Annotated in this window: 14 protein-coding genes; 6 read left to right on the forward strand and 8 right to left on the reverse strand. The window is 66.5% G+C overall.

Translation table 11 applies throughout. From position 1 onward, the window contains the following. Positions 1 to 172: 172 nt before the first annotated feature. The 4 genes from AB0C62_RS33845 to AB0C62_RS33860 all read right to left on the reverse strand — a co-directional run bounded on the left by AB0C62_RS33845 (position 173) and on the right by AB0C62_RS33860 (position 3,940). Positions 173 to 673, reverse strand: coding sequence for a hypothetical protein (locus tag AB0C62_RS33845; RefSeq protein WP_362979812.1), 501 nt, complete (start codon positions 671 to 673; stop codon positions 173 to 175). Positions 674 to 787: 114 nt separating this feature from the next. After that, positions 788 to 2,050 carry an MFS transporter gene (locus tag AB0C62_RS33850; protein ID WP_362979814.1) on the reverse strand — a complete coding sequence of 421 codons (1,263 nt, stop codon included), beginning with the start codon at positions 2,048 to 2,050 and terminating at the stop codon, positions 788 to 790. 80 nt (positions 2,051 to 2,130) lie between these two features. After that, positions 2,131 to 3,213 (reverse strand): inositol-3-phosphate synthase, encoded by a 1,083-nt coding sequence (locus AB0C62_RS33855; RefSeq protein ID WP_164372699.1) that lies wholly within the window; start codon positions 3,211 to 3,213, stop codon positions 2,131 to 2,133. Positions 3,214 to 3,256: 43 nt separating this feature from the next. Continuing rightward, positions 3,257 to 3,940, reverse strand: a complete 684-nt coding sequence (locus AB0C62_RS33860) for a helix-turn-helix transcriptional regulator (RefSeq protein ID WP_362979816.1) — start codon at positions 3,938 to 3,940, stop codon at positions 3,257 to 3,259. A gap of 374 nt (positions 3,941 to 4,314) precedes the next feature. Here AB0C62_RS33860 and AB0C62_RS33865 point away from each other — a divergent pair, with 374 nt between their 5' ends. Together AB0C62_RS33865 and AB0C62_RS33870 are read left to right on the forward strand one after the other, a co-directional pair. Then, positions 4,315 to 7,044 carry a transglycosylase domain-containing protein gene (locus AB0C62_RS33865; RefSeq protein ID WP_362979818.1) on the forward strand — a complete coding sequence of 910 codons (2,730 nt, stop codon included), beginning with the start codon at positions 4,315 to 4,317 and terminating at the stop codon, positions 7,042 to 7,044. A 118-nt stretch (positions 7,045 to 7,162) separates the two neighbouring features. Then, positions 7,163 to 8,671 (forward strand): glycosyltransferase 87 family protein, encoded by a 1,509-nt coding sequence (locus AB0C62_RS33870; protein ID WP_362979820.1) that lies wholly within the window; start codon positions 7,163 to 7,165, stop codon positions 8,669 to 8,671. Positions 8,672 to 8,762: 91 nt separating this feature from the next. On the opposite strand, the gene AB0C62_RS33875 is transcribed toward AB0C62_RS33870, so the two are convergent. From AB0C62_RS33875 to AB0C62_RS33885, 3 genes are all read right to left on the reverse strand, one after another. After that, positions 8,763 to 9,794 carry an alanine racemase gene (locus AB0C62_RS33875; RefSeq protein ID WP_081218316.1) on the reverse strand — a complete coding sequence of 344 codons (1,032 nt, stop codon included), beginning with the start codon at positions 9,792 to 9,794 and terminating at the stop codon, positions 8,763 to 8,765. A gap of 129 nt (positions 9,795 to 9,923) precedes the next feature. Then, positions 9,924 to 11,045 (reverse strand): peptidoglycan bridge formation glycyltransferase FemX, encoded by a 1,122-nt coding sequence (gene femX / locus AB0C62_RS33880; protein WP_081218315.1) that lies wholly within the window; start codon positions 11,043 to 11,045, stop codon positions 9,924 to 9,926. A 163-nt stretch (positions 11,046 to 11,208) separates the two neighbouring features. After that, the gene (locus tag AB0C62_RS33885) at positions 11,209 to 11,520 is read right to left on the reverse strand and encodes a hypothetical protein (protein ID WP_362979823.1); all 312 of its coding nucleotides are present in this window, start codon (positions 11,518 to 11,520) and stop codon (positions 11,209 to 11,211) included. Between the two features lie 288 nt (positions 11,521 to 11,808). Here AB0C62_RS33885 and rpsF point away from each other — a divergent pair, with 288 nt between their 5' ends. The 4 genes from rpsF (at position 11,809) to rplI (ending at position 13,547) form a co-directional block, all read left to right on the forward strand. Further along, positions 11,809 to 12,099: a 30S ribosomal protein S6 gene (gene rpsF / locus AB0C62_RS33890; protein WP_037615007.1), complete on the forward strand. Its 291-nt coding sequence runs from the start codon at positions 11,809 to 11,811 to the stop codon at positions 12,097 to 12,099. 77 nt (positions 12,100 to 12,176) lie between these two features. Further along, positions 12,177 to 12,788, forward strand: coding sequence for a single-stranded DNA-binding protein (locus AB0C62_RS33895; RefSeq protein ID WP_362979825.1), 612 nt, complete (start codon positions 12,177 to 12,179; stop codon positions 12,786 to 12,788). Positions 12,789 to 12,845: 57 nt separating this feature from the next. Continuing rightward, positions 12,846 to 13,082 (forward strand): 30S ribosomal protein S18, encoded by a 237-nt coding sequence (gene rpsR / locus AB0C62_RS33900; RefSeq protein ID WP_003949403.1) that lies wholly within the window; start codon positions 12,846 to 12,848, stop codon positions 13,080 to 13,082. 18 nt (positions 13,083 to 13,100) lie between these two features. Continuing rightward, the gene (gene rplI / locus AB0C62_RS33905; RefSeq protein ID WP_362979827.1) at positions 13,101 to 13,547 is read left to right on the forward strand and encodes a 50S ribosomal protein L9; all 447 of its coding nucleotides are present in this window, start codon (positions 13,101 to 13,103) and stop codon (positions 13,545 to 13,547) included. Positions 13,548 to 13,729: 182 nt separating this feature from the next. Here the strand turns inward: rplI and AB0C62_RS33910 are convergent, their stop codons facing one another. Then, complete coding sequence (locus AB0C62_RS33910) at positions 13,730 to 15,067, reverse strand: MATE family efflux transporter (RefSeq protein WP_362979829.1); 1,338 nt, start codon at positions 15,065 to 15,067, stop codon at positions 13,730 to 13,732. Between the last annotated feature and the right edge of the window lie 174 nt (positions 15,068 to 15,241).

The raw sequence follows: 15,241 nt of genomic DNA on the forward strand, positions 1-15,241 counted from the left end.
AACATCGGCGCAAGCTACGGGCATTCGTCGAGGTCGACCGGCTGGTCAGTTCCTCGTCCCACTCCGCTGTGCCTTCCGGTGGCAGGCGCATCATCACGTGAAACATCGACGACGGACAACGCGAAGGGGCGGTGTTTCACGTGAAACACCGCCCCTTCGCGTAAAAGAGGACCTACTTCGCGGAGTACTCCGACAGGCAGAGGGTGAAGTCGTCACTGCCACCCGTCTCCGTGTACTCGGCGTACTTGGTGCGGTCGCAGCCGGAGTTGTCGCTCTTCTTCTGAGCCACCTTGTACTTCGCCTTGGAGTTGCCGCAGTCAACGACCTTCAGGCCCGGGTCCGTGGAGTTGTCCGGGTTGCTGATGCTCATGCAGTCGCCGACCTTTGCCGTGTCCGGGTCGTGCCGACTCGCCAGCCAGCCGATGCCGGCGGCTATGACCACACAGACGACGATGCCGATCCGCAGGTACTGCTTGAAGCCCCGCTTCGGGCGCTGCGGCGCGACCGGGGCGAAGCCGGGGGTCTGCTGCTGAGGGAAGCCGGGCTGGCCCGGCTGCTGCGGGTAGCCCTGCGGGGGCTGCTGGGCGTAAGGGTTCTGACCCTGGGGCGGCGGGCCGTAAGGCTGCTGGCCCTGAGCGAACGGGTTCTGGCCCTGAGGCGGCGGTGTGGTCACTGGGAGTCCCCCCATTGGAACGCTGGCGCGTGGCGCGTATAAGACCCACGTAAGTTATCGGGCCCCAGTGACAACGCAGTAGCCAGGATTGGCTCTGTGGCACTGATGTGACACTTACTGAAGTTCAAAGCGGGCCATAGCGGCAGCAATGCATGCGTAGATCGCCGCAACTGTCGCGACGAGTGCTGTCGACCGGCCGTCAGAAGGCAGCATCAGCGCGGCTACTCCGGCCGCTCCTACGAAGGCGACGTTGAACAGGACGTCGTAGATGGAGAAGATCCGGCCGCGGAATCCGTCGTCCACCGAGGACTGCACGATCGTGTCCGTCGCGATCTTCGCGCCCTGGGTGGTCACTCCCAGCACGAATGCGGCGACCAGCATCGGTGTGGGCCTGAAAGGAAGGCAGAGCGCGGGTTCCAGGACCGCGGCGGCAGCGGCGCAGACGGCGATCCAACGGCCGGGGCCCAGCCGTCCGGCCGCCCAGGGCGTCACCACGGCGGCGACGAAGAATCCCGCCCCTGACACCCCTACGGCGACTCCGAGGAGAGCGAGCCCGTCGTCCGATCCCGATGCCCACGCATAGCGGCAGAGCATCAGCAGCATGACGGTCAGGGCGCCGTAGCAGAAGCGCAGCAGCGTCATCGCCATCAGAGCCCAGGCTGCCTCCCGTCGCGAGGGCTGGGCGAGGTGGCGTACGCCTGCGGCGAGACCACGTGCTGTGCCGGCGAGTGCCGTGGCGATGCGGGGGTGGAGCAACGCGCGATCAGGTCCGAGGAGTTGCGGAGCGATGCGGGCGGCGGCGAGGGCGGCGCAGAGATACAGCACGGCTCCCACGAGGACCACGGTCGCGTCGGAGTCAGCGACCAGTAGCCGTACGGCGAAGGCGACTCCTCCGCCCATGGTCGCGGCCAGCGTTCCGGCCGTGGGGGAAAGGGAGTTGGCCAGCACCAGCCGATCCGCGTCCACGACACGGGGCAGTGAGGCCGACAACCCGGCCAGGACGAATCGGTTGACCGCCGTGACGCAGAGCGCCGAGATGTAGAAGAGCCAGTCCGGGACGTGGCTCAGCATCAGAACGGCCGTCACGCACGCGAGGGCCGCGCGCAGGAGATTGCCGTACAGAAAAACCTGCCGTCGGCGCCATCGGTCCAGTAGGACACCCGCGAAGGGGCCGATGAGGGAGTACGGAAGCAGCAGGACCGCCATCGCGGAGGCGATGGAGGCCGCCGAGGTCTGGTTCTCCGGGGAGAAGACGACGTAGGTGGCGAGCGCGACCTGGAAGACGCCATCGGCCCCCTGGGACAGCAGCCGTACGCCGAGCAGGCGTCTAAATCCCTGGAAGCTCAGGAGGATGCGCAGGTCACGCACGACAGCCATGGGGCACAGCCTCACATACGGGGAAGGTCCCCGGGCACAGTGCCCGGGGACCTTCGACAGCAAGCACGAAGAGCTGTGCTTTAGCGCTCGACCTCGCCCTTGATGAACTTCTCGACGTTGGCGAAGGCCTCGTCGTCGAAGTACTGGACCGGCGGGGACTTCATGAAGTAGCTCGACGCGGAGAGGATCGGGCCGCCGATGCCGCGGTCCTTGGCGATCTTCGCGGCGCGCAGGGCGTCGATGATGACACCGGCCGAGTTCGGGGAGTCCCAGACCTCGAGCTTGTACTCCAGGTTCAGCGGGACGTCACCGAAGGCACGGCCCTCGAGGCGGACGTACGCCCACTTGCGGTCGTCGAGCCAGGCCACGTAGTCCGAGGGACCGATGTGGACGTTCTTCTCGCCCATGTCGCGGTCGGGGATCTGCGAGGTGACGGCCTGCGTCTTCGAGATCTTCTTGGACTCGAGGCGGTCGCGCTCCAGCATGTTCTTGAAGTCCATGTTGCCGCCGACGTTGAGCTGCATGGTGCGCTCAAGACGGACACCGCGGTCCTCGAACAGCTTCGCCATCACACGGTGCGTGATGGTGGCGCCGACCTGCGACTTGATGTCGTCGCCGACGATCGGGACGCCGGCCTCGGTGAACTTGTCCGCCCACTCCTTGGTGCCGGCGATGAAGACCGGGAGAGCGTTGACGAAGGCGACCTTGGCGTCGATGGCGCACTGGGCGTAGAACTTCGCCGCCGCCTCGGAACCGACGGGCAGGTAGCAGATCAGGACGTCGACCTGCTTGTCCTTGAGGACCTGGACCACGTCGACCGGCGCCTCGGCGGACTCCTCGATGGTCATGCGGTAGTACTTACCGAGACCGTCCAGGGTGTGACCGCGCTGGACCGTGACGCCCTTGTTGGGGACGTCGCAGATCTTGATGGTGTTGTTCTCGCTGGCACCGATGGCGTCGGAGAGGTCGAGGCCGACCTTCTTCGCGTCGACGTCGAACGCGGCGACGAACTCGACGTCACCGACGTGGTAGTCGCCGAACTGGACGTGCATCAGGCCGGGGACCTTGGCCGCCGGGTCGGCGTCCTTGTAGTACTCGACGCCCTGAACCAGCGAGGCGGCGCAGTTGCCCACGCCGACGATGGCTACGCGAACCGAACCCATTCCGGTTGCTCCCTGTGTGTATCGGTGAAACCCCGAATGGGTCTCACGTGACGGTGTCGTCGGACGGATCCGGCCGGGTGCTGTCCCGGTGCCGGGGCAGGCCGCCCGTCTCTCCAGATGTGTTGTCCTGCTGAGCAGAGCCGTCGGAGGCGGAAGTCTTGATGTCCCGTCCGGCTCGCTCACTCTCGATGAGCTCGTTCAGCCAGCGCACTTCGCGCTCCACGGACTCCATTCCGTGGCGCTGGAGCTCAAGCGTGTAGTCGTCGAGGCGCTCTCGGGTGCGCGCCAGTGAGGCGCGCATCTTCTCGAGGCGCTCCTCCAGACGGCTGCGGCGACCTTCCAGTACGCGCATGCGCACATCGCGTGACGTCTGCCCGAAGAAGGCGAAGCGAGCAGCGAAGTGCTCGTCCTCGTATGCGTCGGGACCCGTCTGCGCGAGAAGTTCCTCGAAGTGATCCTTACCTTCTGCCGTCAACCGATAGACGATCTTGGCGCGGCGCCCCGCGAGCGTTGCTGTGAGGGCGTCTTCGGGTGTGGATCCTGATTCCTCGATCAACCAGCCGTTGGCGACCAGCGTCTTGAGGCAGGGGTAGAGCGTTCCGTAGCTGAAGGCACGGAAGACGCCCAGTGATGTGTTGAGTCGTTTGCGCAGCTCATAGCCGTGCATCGGGGACTCGCGGAGCAGGCCGAGTACGGCGAACTCGAGGATCCCGGCACGCCGGCTCATCGTCGCCTCCTCCCTGTCGCTGCCTCGTCGGCACGACGTTTATGCCGTGCTGATGTATCGACTCGATACATCAGCACGATAGAACGCCTCTGCGGATGCGACAAGAGGGGCCATGGTGAACGGCGTCACATCACTGATTCATACGAAGCAAGTTGCCTGATTTGGGGTGAACTTCGGTGCTAGGCAGGTTTTGACGGTGCGTAGTCTGTGCGGCATGCACACCACCGGGAACCGAGTGACGACTGAGGACGTCATCGTCTTCGGTGCAGTACGGGTGAATGCGCGATCGACCGCATCCGTACTTCGGGGGGACCGGAAACCAGCCGCCGTTTCCAGGCGCGCAAAGGTGCGCCTGCCCGAGGAGTAATCGTTCGATGAGCGAGCACCGTCGCAAACCGTCGCAGCCGCAGGGCGGCGGACGTGCCGCGGCCCGACGCGGTCAGCCCGACCCGTCCGCAGGCCGCCGCGCGGCACCGCGAGGCGCCACCGGGTCTCCTTCCGACTCATACGAGTCGGGGGGTGAAGAACGCCCGTACGGCAGTCGTGCCGAGGCACGGCGAGCCGCACAGAAAGGCAGCGGCGGCCGCCGCCGAGCCGCCGACGGCGCCGGACGTGGCGGCCCCGGCGGCCCTGGAGGCGGGGGCGGCCGACGTGGTGGTCCCCCGGGACCCAGCGGGCCGGGACGCGGTCGTGGCCGCGCCCCCGAACCCTCCAAGAAGCGCATCATCGACTACCCACGCGCCGACAAGTACGGCGCCGCACGCTGGGTGCCGTCCTGGAAGCTCGTGACGGGCCTCTTCATCGGTTTCTGCGGCAGCCTTGTCGCGGTCGCAGGTGTCGCGTACGCCCTCGTGGGTGTCCCGGACGAAGCCAAGACCGCGACCGCGCAGAACAACGTCTACTACTGGGCGAACGGCAAAGAGATGGTCGCGACGGGCGGTGAGACCAACCGCCAGATCATCGGCTACGCCCAGATCCCCAAGGAGATGCGGTACGCGGTCATGTCGGCCGAGAACAAGACGTTCGAGGACGACAGCGGCGTCGACCCGATGGGCATCGCCCGTGCCTTCGTGAACATGGCCAAGGGCGGTCAGACGCAGGGTGGTTCCACCATCACCCAGCAGTACGTGAAGAACGCCATGCTGGACGATCAGTCGCAGACGATCTCCCGCAAGTTCAAGGAGCTGTTCGTCTCCGTGAAGGTCGGTGCCTCGGTACCGAAGGAAGACATCATGGCCGGCTACCTGAACTCGGCCTACTACGGACGCAACGCCTACGGCATCCAGGCTGCGGCACGGGCCTACTTCAACAAGGACGCCACGGATCTGGACGCCAGTCAGTGCGCGTTCCTGGCGGCTGTCCTGAAGGGCGCCACGTACTACGACCCCGCGGGTGCCCAGTCGATCGGAGGGGAAGCGGCCTCGCCGCAAGCCAACCGCAAGCGCGCCGAGGCCCGCTGGAAGTGGATCCTCGATGAAGAGGTCAAGGACGGGCGCCTGACCGAGGCGGTTCGCGGCAAGTACACCGAGTTCCCCAAAGTCCATAGCCCGCGCTCCAACGCCGCTCTTGGGGGGCAGATCGGCTACTTGGTCGACCTGGCCAACTCGTACATCGTCAACAACAGTGACAAGACCGGAATCACCGAGACCAAGCTTCGTCAGGGTGGCTACGAGATCCACACGACCTTCGACAAGGCGAAGATCGACGCCCTTGAGGCCTCGGTCAAGAAGGTGCAGAAGGCCAACATCAAGGAGAAGCTGCGCCCGAAGACGGACAAATACGTCCAGTTCGGCGGAGCATCCGTCGACCCGGCCACCGGCGCGATCAAGGCCATCTACGGCGGTTCGGACGCGACGAAGCACTTCACCAACAACGCTGACCAGACCGGTGCTCAGGTGGGCTCGACGTTCAAGCCGTTCGTTCTGGCGGCCGCCATGTCCTGGGGTGCCAAGAATCCCGACGGGCCCGAGAATCAGGCGCAGGACGAACGCACCATCGTCTCCCCGAAGAGCCTGTACAGCGGCAAGAACAAGCTGAAGATCAAGGACTACACCGGAACGGACTGGAAGGACGACAAGGGCAAGGAGTGGCTGCAGCAGAACGACGGCCAGCAGTCGTACAACCCGCCCAGCTACAAGATCGACCTGCGTGAGGCGATGCGTGAGTCCGTCAACTCCGCTTACGTCCAGCTGGGCATGGATGTCGGCCTGGACAAGGTCAAGGAAGCGGTCCTGGCTTCCGGCATCAAGGAGTCCAGCCTCGCCAGCTCCAGGTTCCCGTCGTTCTCGCTGGGTACCTCGTCCCCGAGCGCGATCCGCATGGCCGGCGCCTACGCCACTTTCGCCGCCAGTGGTAAGCAGCGTGACCCGTACTCGGTCGAGAAGATCACGAACAGGGACGGCAACGTCTTCCAGCACGACGACGTCGAGAAGACCACGGAGGCCTTCACCTCGAAGGTCGCCGACAATGTCACCGACGTCCTGAAGACAGTGGTCGAGAAGGGCACCGGCACCAACGCTCAGTTGAAGGGCCGCGAGGTGGCGGGCAAGACCGGTACGACGGACGGCAACAAGTCCGCCTGGTTCGTCGGCTACACCCCGCAGCTGTCCACGGCGATCAGCATGTACCGCCTGGACGACGACGAGACCAAGAAGAACCGCAAGTTCCTGCAGATGTACGGCACGGGTGGCGAGAAGACCATCCACGGCGCGTCGTTCCCGTCGCAGATCTGGCGGGACTACATGGAAGTGGCGCTCAAGGGACAGGAAGCGGAACGCTTCCCGAAGCCCGAAGAGATCGGCACGGTGCTCAACGACACCCCGAGCCCGACGCCGACCCCGACGGTCAGCGAGAGTGAGTCCCCGAGCCCGACGCCGACCCCGACCCCGACCCCGACCCTCACGTCACCCTCGCCCTCGGCGAGTGAGACCTGTGGCAAGTTCGACTGGTCCTGCAGCAACAACGGCGGGACGGACAACGGTGGCACCGACAACGGTGGCACCGACGGAGGCGTGACGTCGACGCCGACGGAGTCCGCGACCGACGGGACCACCAGAGGCAATGGCAACGGCAATGGCGGGGGCCTCTTCGGAGGCAGCGGATAGCCGTCACCGTGTGTGTTTCACGTGAAACGCACCGTTTCACGTGAAACGAGGGCCGCCGCACCGACCAGGTGCGGCGGCCCTCAGCGCATTCCTGGACGCGTACGGCAGGATGTGCGGCATGCCCAGTGCAGAGACGACGCGCGTGAGCGCGCACGAGCCGGAGCTGGTACGGCCGACCAAGGATGACGAGGTCGCCGCCAGCGGCAGCGAGCTGATCGGCGGTCCCATCGGACGACGAGCCCTGCTCGGGACGTCTTGGTGGACGCCCGTGCGGGTCGTCGCCTTGATCGCGATCGGCATGTTCGCCCTCGGCATGGTGCAGAAGCTGCCCTGCTACGACGGAGGGTGGTTCTTCGGAGCCAGTTCGCAGTACACGCATGCGTGCTACTCGGACATCCCGCACCTCTACCAGGGCCGCGGATTCGCCGACGGGCTCGTGCCCTACTTCGACAAGCTCCCCGGCGACATGGACTACCTCGAGTACCCCGTGCTCACCGGTGTGTTCATGGAGGCCGCGGCCTGGCTCACCCCCGGCAGCGGGAGCATCCAGGACCAGGAGCAGATCTACTGGATGGTCAACGCGGGGATGCTCATGGTGTGCGCGGCGGTCATCGCCGTGTGTGCCGCCCGTACCCACCGTCGGCGCCCCTGGGACGGCCTCCTGGTGGCCTTGGCGCCGGCTTTCGCGCTCACGGCCACCATCAACTGGGATCTCCTCGCTGTGGCCCTCCTGGCCGCCGCGATGCTGATGTGGTCGCGGGGGCGCGCCTTGGCCTTCGGTATCCTGGTCGGGCTGGCCACGGCCGCCAAGTTCTATCCGTTCCTGGTGCTCGGTCCGCTCTTCCTGCTCTGCTGGCGGGCCGGCAAGTGGCGCGAGTTCGGGACAGCTCTTCTCGGGGCCGTCGGCGCCTGGCTCGTGGTGAACCTTCCGGTCATGTACTTCGCGCCCGAAGGGTGGTCGAAGTTCTACACCTTCAGCCAGGAGCGCGGGGTCGACTTCGGCTCGGTCTTCCTGTTCATCTCGCAGTGGCTGAAGATCACGATCACCCCCGACACGGCCAACACGTGGGCGCTGGTCATGATGCTGCTCCTGTGCGCGGGGCTCAGCGCGGTCACGCTCACCGCCCCCCGCAGGCCCCGCTTCGCCCAGCTCGCGTTCCTGATCGTCGCGGCCTTCATCCTGACGAACAAGGTCTACTCGCCGCAGTACGTGCTCTGGCTCGTCCCCCTCGCCGCGCTGGCCCGCCCGCGCTGGCGGGACTTCCTGATCTGGCAGGCGTGCGAGGTCGCGTACTTCCTGGGGATCTGGATGTATCTCGCGTACACGACCAGTGGGGACGCTCACAAGGGTCTGCCGACCGACGGGTACCAAGTCGCGATCGCCGTCCACCTGTTGGGGACGCTCTACCTCTGTGCGGTGGTGCTCCGGGACATCTTCATGCCCGAACGCGACGTGGTGCGGCGAGCCGGTGACGACGATCCGTCGGGCGGGATCCTGGACGGCGCCGAAGACGTGTTCGTCCTGGGCGCGGCTGCCCATCCGCCACGGCATGCGGCGCACTTCGACGGGCAGCCCCCGGTCGATTGGGGTGGCAGGAGTGGTCCCCCTGGAGGCAGTTCGCTCTGAGCGAACAGGCTGGGGAGAGGTCATGCGAAAGGCCGTACACGGAGCCCGTGTACGGCCTTTCGCATGAGTTGGAGCGGAACCGGATCCGGCGTCAGCGCTCGACGACGCGGTCGTACTGCGTCGTGGTGTGCCGCAGGTGCGCCACGAGTTCGTCACCGACCTTCGGCTCCGAGGCGTCGGAGGGAACGAAGAGGATCGACACCTGCATGTGCGGGGGCTCCGCGAACCAGCGCTGCTTGCCGGCCCAGACGAACGGTGCGAGGTTGCGGTTCACCGTGGCCAGGCCGGCGCGTGCGACGCCCTTGGCGCGCGGCATGACGCCGTGCAACGCCTTGGGAGCCTCCAGGCCCACCCCGTGCGACGTGCCGCCCGCCACGACGACGAGCCAGCCGTCCGAGGCGGCCTTCTGCTGCCGGTAGCCGAAGCGGTCGCCCTTGGAGACGCGCGTGACGTCCAGGACGGCTCCGCGGTACTCGGTGGCCTCGTGGTCCCCCAGCCACAGCCGCGTGCCGATGCGGGCGCGGAAGCGGGTCTGCGGGAACTGCTGCTGAAGACGCGCGAGTTCGTCCGCCTTGAGGTGGCTGACGAACATCGTGTGCAACGGCAGGCGGGCCGCACGGAGGCGGTCCATCCAGCCGATGACCTCCTCGACGGCGTCCGAGCCGTCGGTGCGGTCCAGCGGCAGGTGGATGGCGAAGCCTTCCAGCCGCACGTTCTCGATCGCGGCGTGCAGATGCGGCAGGTCCTGCTCACTCACACCGTGCCGCTTCATCGAGGACATGACCTCGATGACCACGCGGGCTCCCACGAGGCCGTAGACGCCGTCGATGGACGACACCGACCGGATGACACGGTCGGGCAGCGGCACGGGCTCCTCGCCGCGCCTGAACGGCGTCAGCACCAGGAGATCGCCGCCGAACCAGTCCTTGATCCGGGCGGCCTCGTACGTGGTGCCCACGGCGAGGATGTCCGAGCCCAGGCGGGTGGCCTCGTCCGCGAGCCGTTCGTGGCCGAAGCCGTAGCCGTTGCCCTTGCAGACGGGGACCAGCCCCGGAAACTGCTCGGACACCTGCTTGTGGTGTGCCCGCCAGCGCGCGGTGTCGACGTAGAGCGTGAGCGCCATGGCCGGTCCCGGAACCTTTCTCGTGGCTGCCGTGTGTTCAGAGGTACGAAAGCGAATTGTCGCTGATTTGTCGGGCCGATGGGGAGGTGCCGGGCAGGATCAGGGGCCCGGCACGTGTTCCGGGACGGCTCAGCGGCGCGACATGTAGATGTCGAGCGCCTTGTGGAGCAGCTTGTTGAGCGGGAAGTCCCACTCGCCGAGGTACTCGGCGGCCTCGCCGCCGGTGCCCACCTTGAACTGGATGAGGCCGAAGAGGTGATCGGTCTCGTCCAGCGAGTCGGAGATGCCACGCAGGTCGTAGACCGTGGCGCCCAGAGCGTACGAGTCGCGCAGCATGCGCCACTGCATCGCGTTCGAGGGCCGGACCTCGCGACCGATGTTGTCCGAGGCGCCGTAGGAGTACCAGACGTGGCCGCCCACGACGAGCATCGTCGCCGCGGAGAGGTTCACGCCGTTGTGGCGCGCGAAGTACAGCCGCATGCGGTTCGGGTCCTCGGTGTTGAGGGCCGTCCACATGCGCTGGAAGTACGACAGAGGGCGCGGCCGGAAGTGGTCGCGGACCGCGGTGATCTCGTAGAGCCGCTGCCACTCCTCCAGGTCGTGGTAGCCACCCTGGACGACCTCGACCCCGGCCTTCTCTGCCTTCTTGATGTTGCGGCGCCAGAGCTGGTTGAAGTTCTTGTGGACCTCTTCCAGCGAGCGGTTGGCGAGCGGCACCTGGAAGACGTAGCGGGGCTGGACGTCGCCGAAGCCGGCGCCGCCGTCCTCGCCCTGCTGCCAGCCCATGCGGCGCAGCTTGTCGGCCACCTCGAAGGCCCGCGGTTCGATGAAGTCGGCCTCGATGTCGCGCAGACGCTTCACGTCCGGGTTCTGGATGCCGCCCTTGATGGACGTGGCCTCCCAGCGCCGGATGATCACCGGCGGGCCCATCTTCACGGAGAAGGCGCCCTGCTGCTTGAGGTGCGCGAGCATCGGCTGCAGCCAGTCGTCCAGGTTCGGCGCGAACCAGTTGATGACCGGGCCCTCGGGAAGGTAGGCCAGGTAGCGCTTGATCTTGGGCAGCTGGCGGTAGAGCACCAGGCCCGCACCGACCATCTCGCCGGTCCTGTCGTCGAACCAGCCGAGGTTCTCGGAGCGCCATTCGGCCTTTACGTCTGCCCATGCGGGGACCTGCATGTGACTGGCCGCGGGCAGGCTCTGGATGTATGCCAGATGCTGCTCACGGCTGATGGTCCTCAGGGTCAGGCTCATTAGGGGCGCTCCTCGGGCTGGTGTGTCCCCATGGGTACAAGGGCTCCGGCTCTCGCGCCGAAGCCTACTGCGCCCTGCGAGCGCCCCGTCTGGCCGTATGGAACCTGAGCCCCGGGAAGAGAGCGTGAAGCGTCCCGGGGTCAGGGGAAAACGGACGTTCGACTCAGAACGTCCCACCGAAGAGGCCGCCGTGGGCCAGACCGAGGTAGAAACCGACCCCCGAGAGGCCGAGTCCCAGGATCAGTCCGAAGCGCTCCCGGGTCGTCACGGAGATGAACTGGCCGTAGGCGCCGGTGAGGATTCCGATGAGGCCGGCCCAGGAGCTGACCAGATGCAGACTGTGGAACATCGACGTGACGAAGGCCAGGGTCCCGAGCATCAGAGTCACCGCGAGCAAGGTGTCCTGGAGGGGATGAGGCTTGCCGTCCGTGGCGAAGAGTGAGCCGGTGGTGTTCGGTCGCAATACCTGTGCCATAAGGCACCTCCTGCGGAAGGCGGCGCATCGTAGCGCCATACACACCCGATGTGTACAGACTGGGGGTCAACCCGGTCGGATTTCAACCGGAAGCCGGGGTGCAGGTAGTCTGTACTCTCTGCACCGGTGTCTGCCCAGGCTCATGGCCAGGTCACGACAGGGATTGCCGCTCGGTTTCACCGACGGCGGCCCCGATTGTCAGTGGCGGCCGATACCGTTGCGTACGCATCACAACCCTCCTGCCACGGAACGACCGTGGCCGCTGAGTCCAAAGGAGGTGGGTTCCACATGCGTCACTACGAAGTGATGGTCATCCTCGACCCCGATCTGGAGGAGCGCGCTGTCGCCCCCCTGATCGAGAACTTCCTCTCCGTCGTCCGTGAGGGCGCCGGAAAGGTCGAAAAGGTCGACACCTGGGGCCGTCGTCGTCTCTCGTACGAGATCAAGAAGAAGCCCGAGGGCATCTACTCGGTCATCGACCTGCAGGCCGAGCCTGCGGTCGTCAAGGAGCTCGACCGCCAGATGAACCTGAACGAGTCGGTCCTCCGGACCAAGGTCCTCCGTCCCGAGACCCACTGAGCTCTCCAGCTCAGCTGATCTCGGGCATCGAGTAGCAGCACCAGCAGCCAGCAGCAAACCCGCCGAGAGGTACCCCCATGGCAGGCGAGACCGTCATCACGGTTGTCGGCAATCTTGTCGACGACCCCGAGCTGCGCTTCACCCCTTCCGGTGCGGCGGTCGCGAAGTTCCGTGTCGCGTCCACTCCCCGCACCTTCGACCGTCAGACCAACGAGTGGAAGGACGGCGAGAGCCTGTTCCTGACCTGCTCGGTCTGGCGTCAGGCGGCGGAGAACGTCGCAGAGTCGCTCCAGCGAGGCATGCGCGTCATCGTGCAGGGCCGGCTGAAGCAGCGGTCCTACGAGGACCGTGAGGGCGTCAAGCGCACGGTCTACGAGCTGGACGTCGAGGAAGTCGGCGCCAGCCTGAAGAACGCCACGGCCAAGGTCACCAAGACCACAGGTCGAAGTGGCCAGGGCGGCCAGGGTGGTTACGGCGGTGGCGGTGGCGGCGGCCAGCAGGGCGGTGGCTGGGGCGGTGGCTCCGGCGGCGCTCCGCAGGGCGGCGGCGCTCCCGCCGATGACCCCTGGGCGACCGGCGCTCCCGCCGGTGGCAACCAGGGCGGCGGCGGTGGCGGTGGCGGCTGGGGTGGAAACTCCGGCGGTGCCGGCGGTTCCGGCGGCGGCTACTCGGACGAGCCCCCCTTCTAGGCCCTCGGGCCGAAGGTGGGTCGTACCCCCACTTCTTGATCACACAGGAGATACACCATGGCGAAGCCGCCTGTGCGCAAGCCGAAGAAGAAGGTCTGCGCTTTCTGCAAGGACAAGGTCACGTACGTGGACTACAAGGACACGAACATGCTGCGGAAGTTCATTTCCGACCGCGGCAAGATCCGTGCCCGCCGCGTGACCGGCAACTGCACGCAGCACCAGCGTGACGTCGCCACGGCTGTGAAGAACAGCCGTGAGATGGCGCTGCTGCCCTACACGTCCACCGCGCGATAAGGGAAGGGTGACCGACAAATGAAGATCATCCTCACCCACGAGGTCTCTGGCCTCGGTGCCGCGGGCGACGTCGTCGACGTCAAGGACGGCTACGCTCGCAACTACCTGGTCCCGCGGAACTTCGCGATTCGCTGGACCAAGGGCGGCGAGAAGGACGTCGAGCAGATTCGTCGTGCTCGCAAGATCCACGAGATCGCCACCATCGAGCAGGCCAACGAGATCAAGGCCCGCCTCGAAGGTGTCAAGGTCCGCTTGGCCGTTCGCTCCGGCGACGCCGGTCGTCTCTTCGGTTCCGTCACCCCGGCCGACGTCGCTTCGGCGATCAAGGCTTCCGGTGGCCCCGAGGTCGACAAGCGCCGCATCGAGCTGGGCTCGCCCATCAAGACCCTGGGCGCCCACGAGACGTCCGTGCGTCTGCACCCCGAGGTTGCCGCCAAGGTCAACATCGAGGTTGTCGCTGCCTGAGTGCAGCGCTCGGCATAGCTGAGAGAAGGGCCGCATCCTTAGGGGTGCGGCCCTTCTGCGTTGCTGGGATCGAATCGTGGAGAAGGGGAGAGACTCCATCTTCGACGGGCTCGTCGTTTCACGTGAAACGCATCGCAGCCCATCGCGGTTTCACGTGAAACGGTGACGTGGCCAGTGCACTGTCAGCGCGTAGCGCCCGTCACGATCCAGCGGCCCGAACGGGAACGCAGCGACAGAGTGAGCATGCGCGTCGCCATCATCAGCGCCATGGCTCCCCAGAGAGCGGTCAGTCCGCCGCCGAGCACCGGAACGAGCAGGGCGACGGGGGCGAAGAGCGCCAGTGTCAGCAGCATCGCGCGAGCCAGATAGGGTCCGTCCCCCGCACCCATGAGGACTCCGTCCAGCACGAAGGCGACGCCGCAGATCGGCTGTACGAGAGCGACGACGATCAGGGCCGGCAGCGCCGCATCCTGCACACCCGCGTCCCCGCTGAACAGAGGAAGGAACATGGAGCGAGTCGCGACGACCAGCAGACCGAGAACGGTACCGGTGGCGATGCCCCACTGGATCATGCGGCGGCAGGTCTCGCGGGCGCCGTGGGCGTCTCCCGCGCCCAGATAGCGGCCGATGATGGCCTGGCCCGCGATGGCGATGGCGTCGAGAGCGAAAGCGAGCAGACTCCACAGCGACAGGATGATCTGGTGTGCGGCCATGTCGGCGTCCCCCAGGCGGGCGGCGACGGCTGTGGCGATCAGCAGGATCGCCCTGAGCGACAGCGTACGGACGAGGAGAGGTGCCCCCGCTTGTGCGCTGGCGCGTATCCCTCCGGCGTCAGGTCGAAGGGACGCGTTGTGCTTCCGGGCTCCTCGCACGACGACGTACAGGTAGACGGCGGCCATGGCCCACTGGGCGATGACGGTGCCCCAGGCGGAGCCGGCGATACCGAGGCCGACTCCGTAGACGAGGAGTCCGTTGAGTGCCGCGTTGGCGACGAAGCCGCCGACCGCGACATACAGCGGAGTCCGTGTGTCCTGAAGCCCGCGCAGTACCCCGGTGGCGGCGAGCACGACGAGCATGGCGGGAATGCCGAATGTCGAGATCCGTAGATAGGTCGTCGCATACGGGGCTGCGGTGTCGGAGGCGCCGAAGAGCGCCATCAGGGACGGCGCCGTGGGGAGAGTGACGGCGATGACGGCCACACCGATGAGCAGGGCGAGCCAGATGCCGTCCATCCCCTGCTTGATCGCGGCTCCGAGATCACCGGCGCCGACTCGTCGCGCGACAGCGGCTGTGGTGGCGTAGGCGAGGAAGACGAACACGCCGACAGCTGTCATGAGGAGTGCGGAGGCGACGCCGAGGCCGGCCAGTTGGGCGGTGCCGAGATGGCCGACGATGGCGCTGTCGGCCATGACGAAAAGAGGCTCGGCGACAAGTGCGCCGAAGGCCGGAACGGCCAGCGCGACGATCTCTCGGTCGTGCCGACGTCGGGCGGTCCGGGGCGCCGCGGGAGCCTGTGTCATGAGCACCAATCTAATCTTCCACAGGTAAGAGATGCAATTGCCGAAGGACCCTTACCGTCAGCCACGCGCGGCGTGTCGTGGCGAACCGTTTCAAGCGATCTTGATCCGACGGGAAAAGTTTTTCTTCTGCACAGCCGGTGGACGGGAAACCGGCAGGTCAGGGCATGTCCTCCG

Source organism: Streptomyces sp. NPDC048643 (genome assembly GCF_040650615.1).
GTDB lineage: Bacteria > Actinomycetota > Actinomycetes > Streptomycetales > Streptomycetaceae > Streptomyces.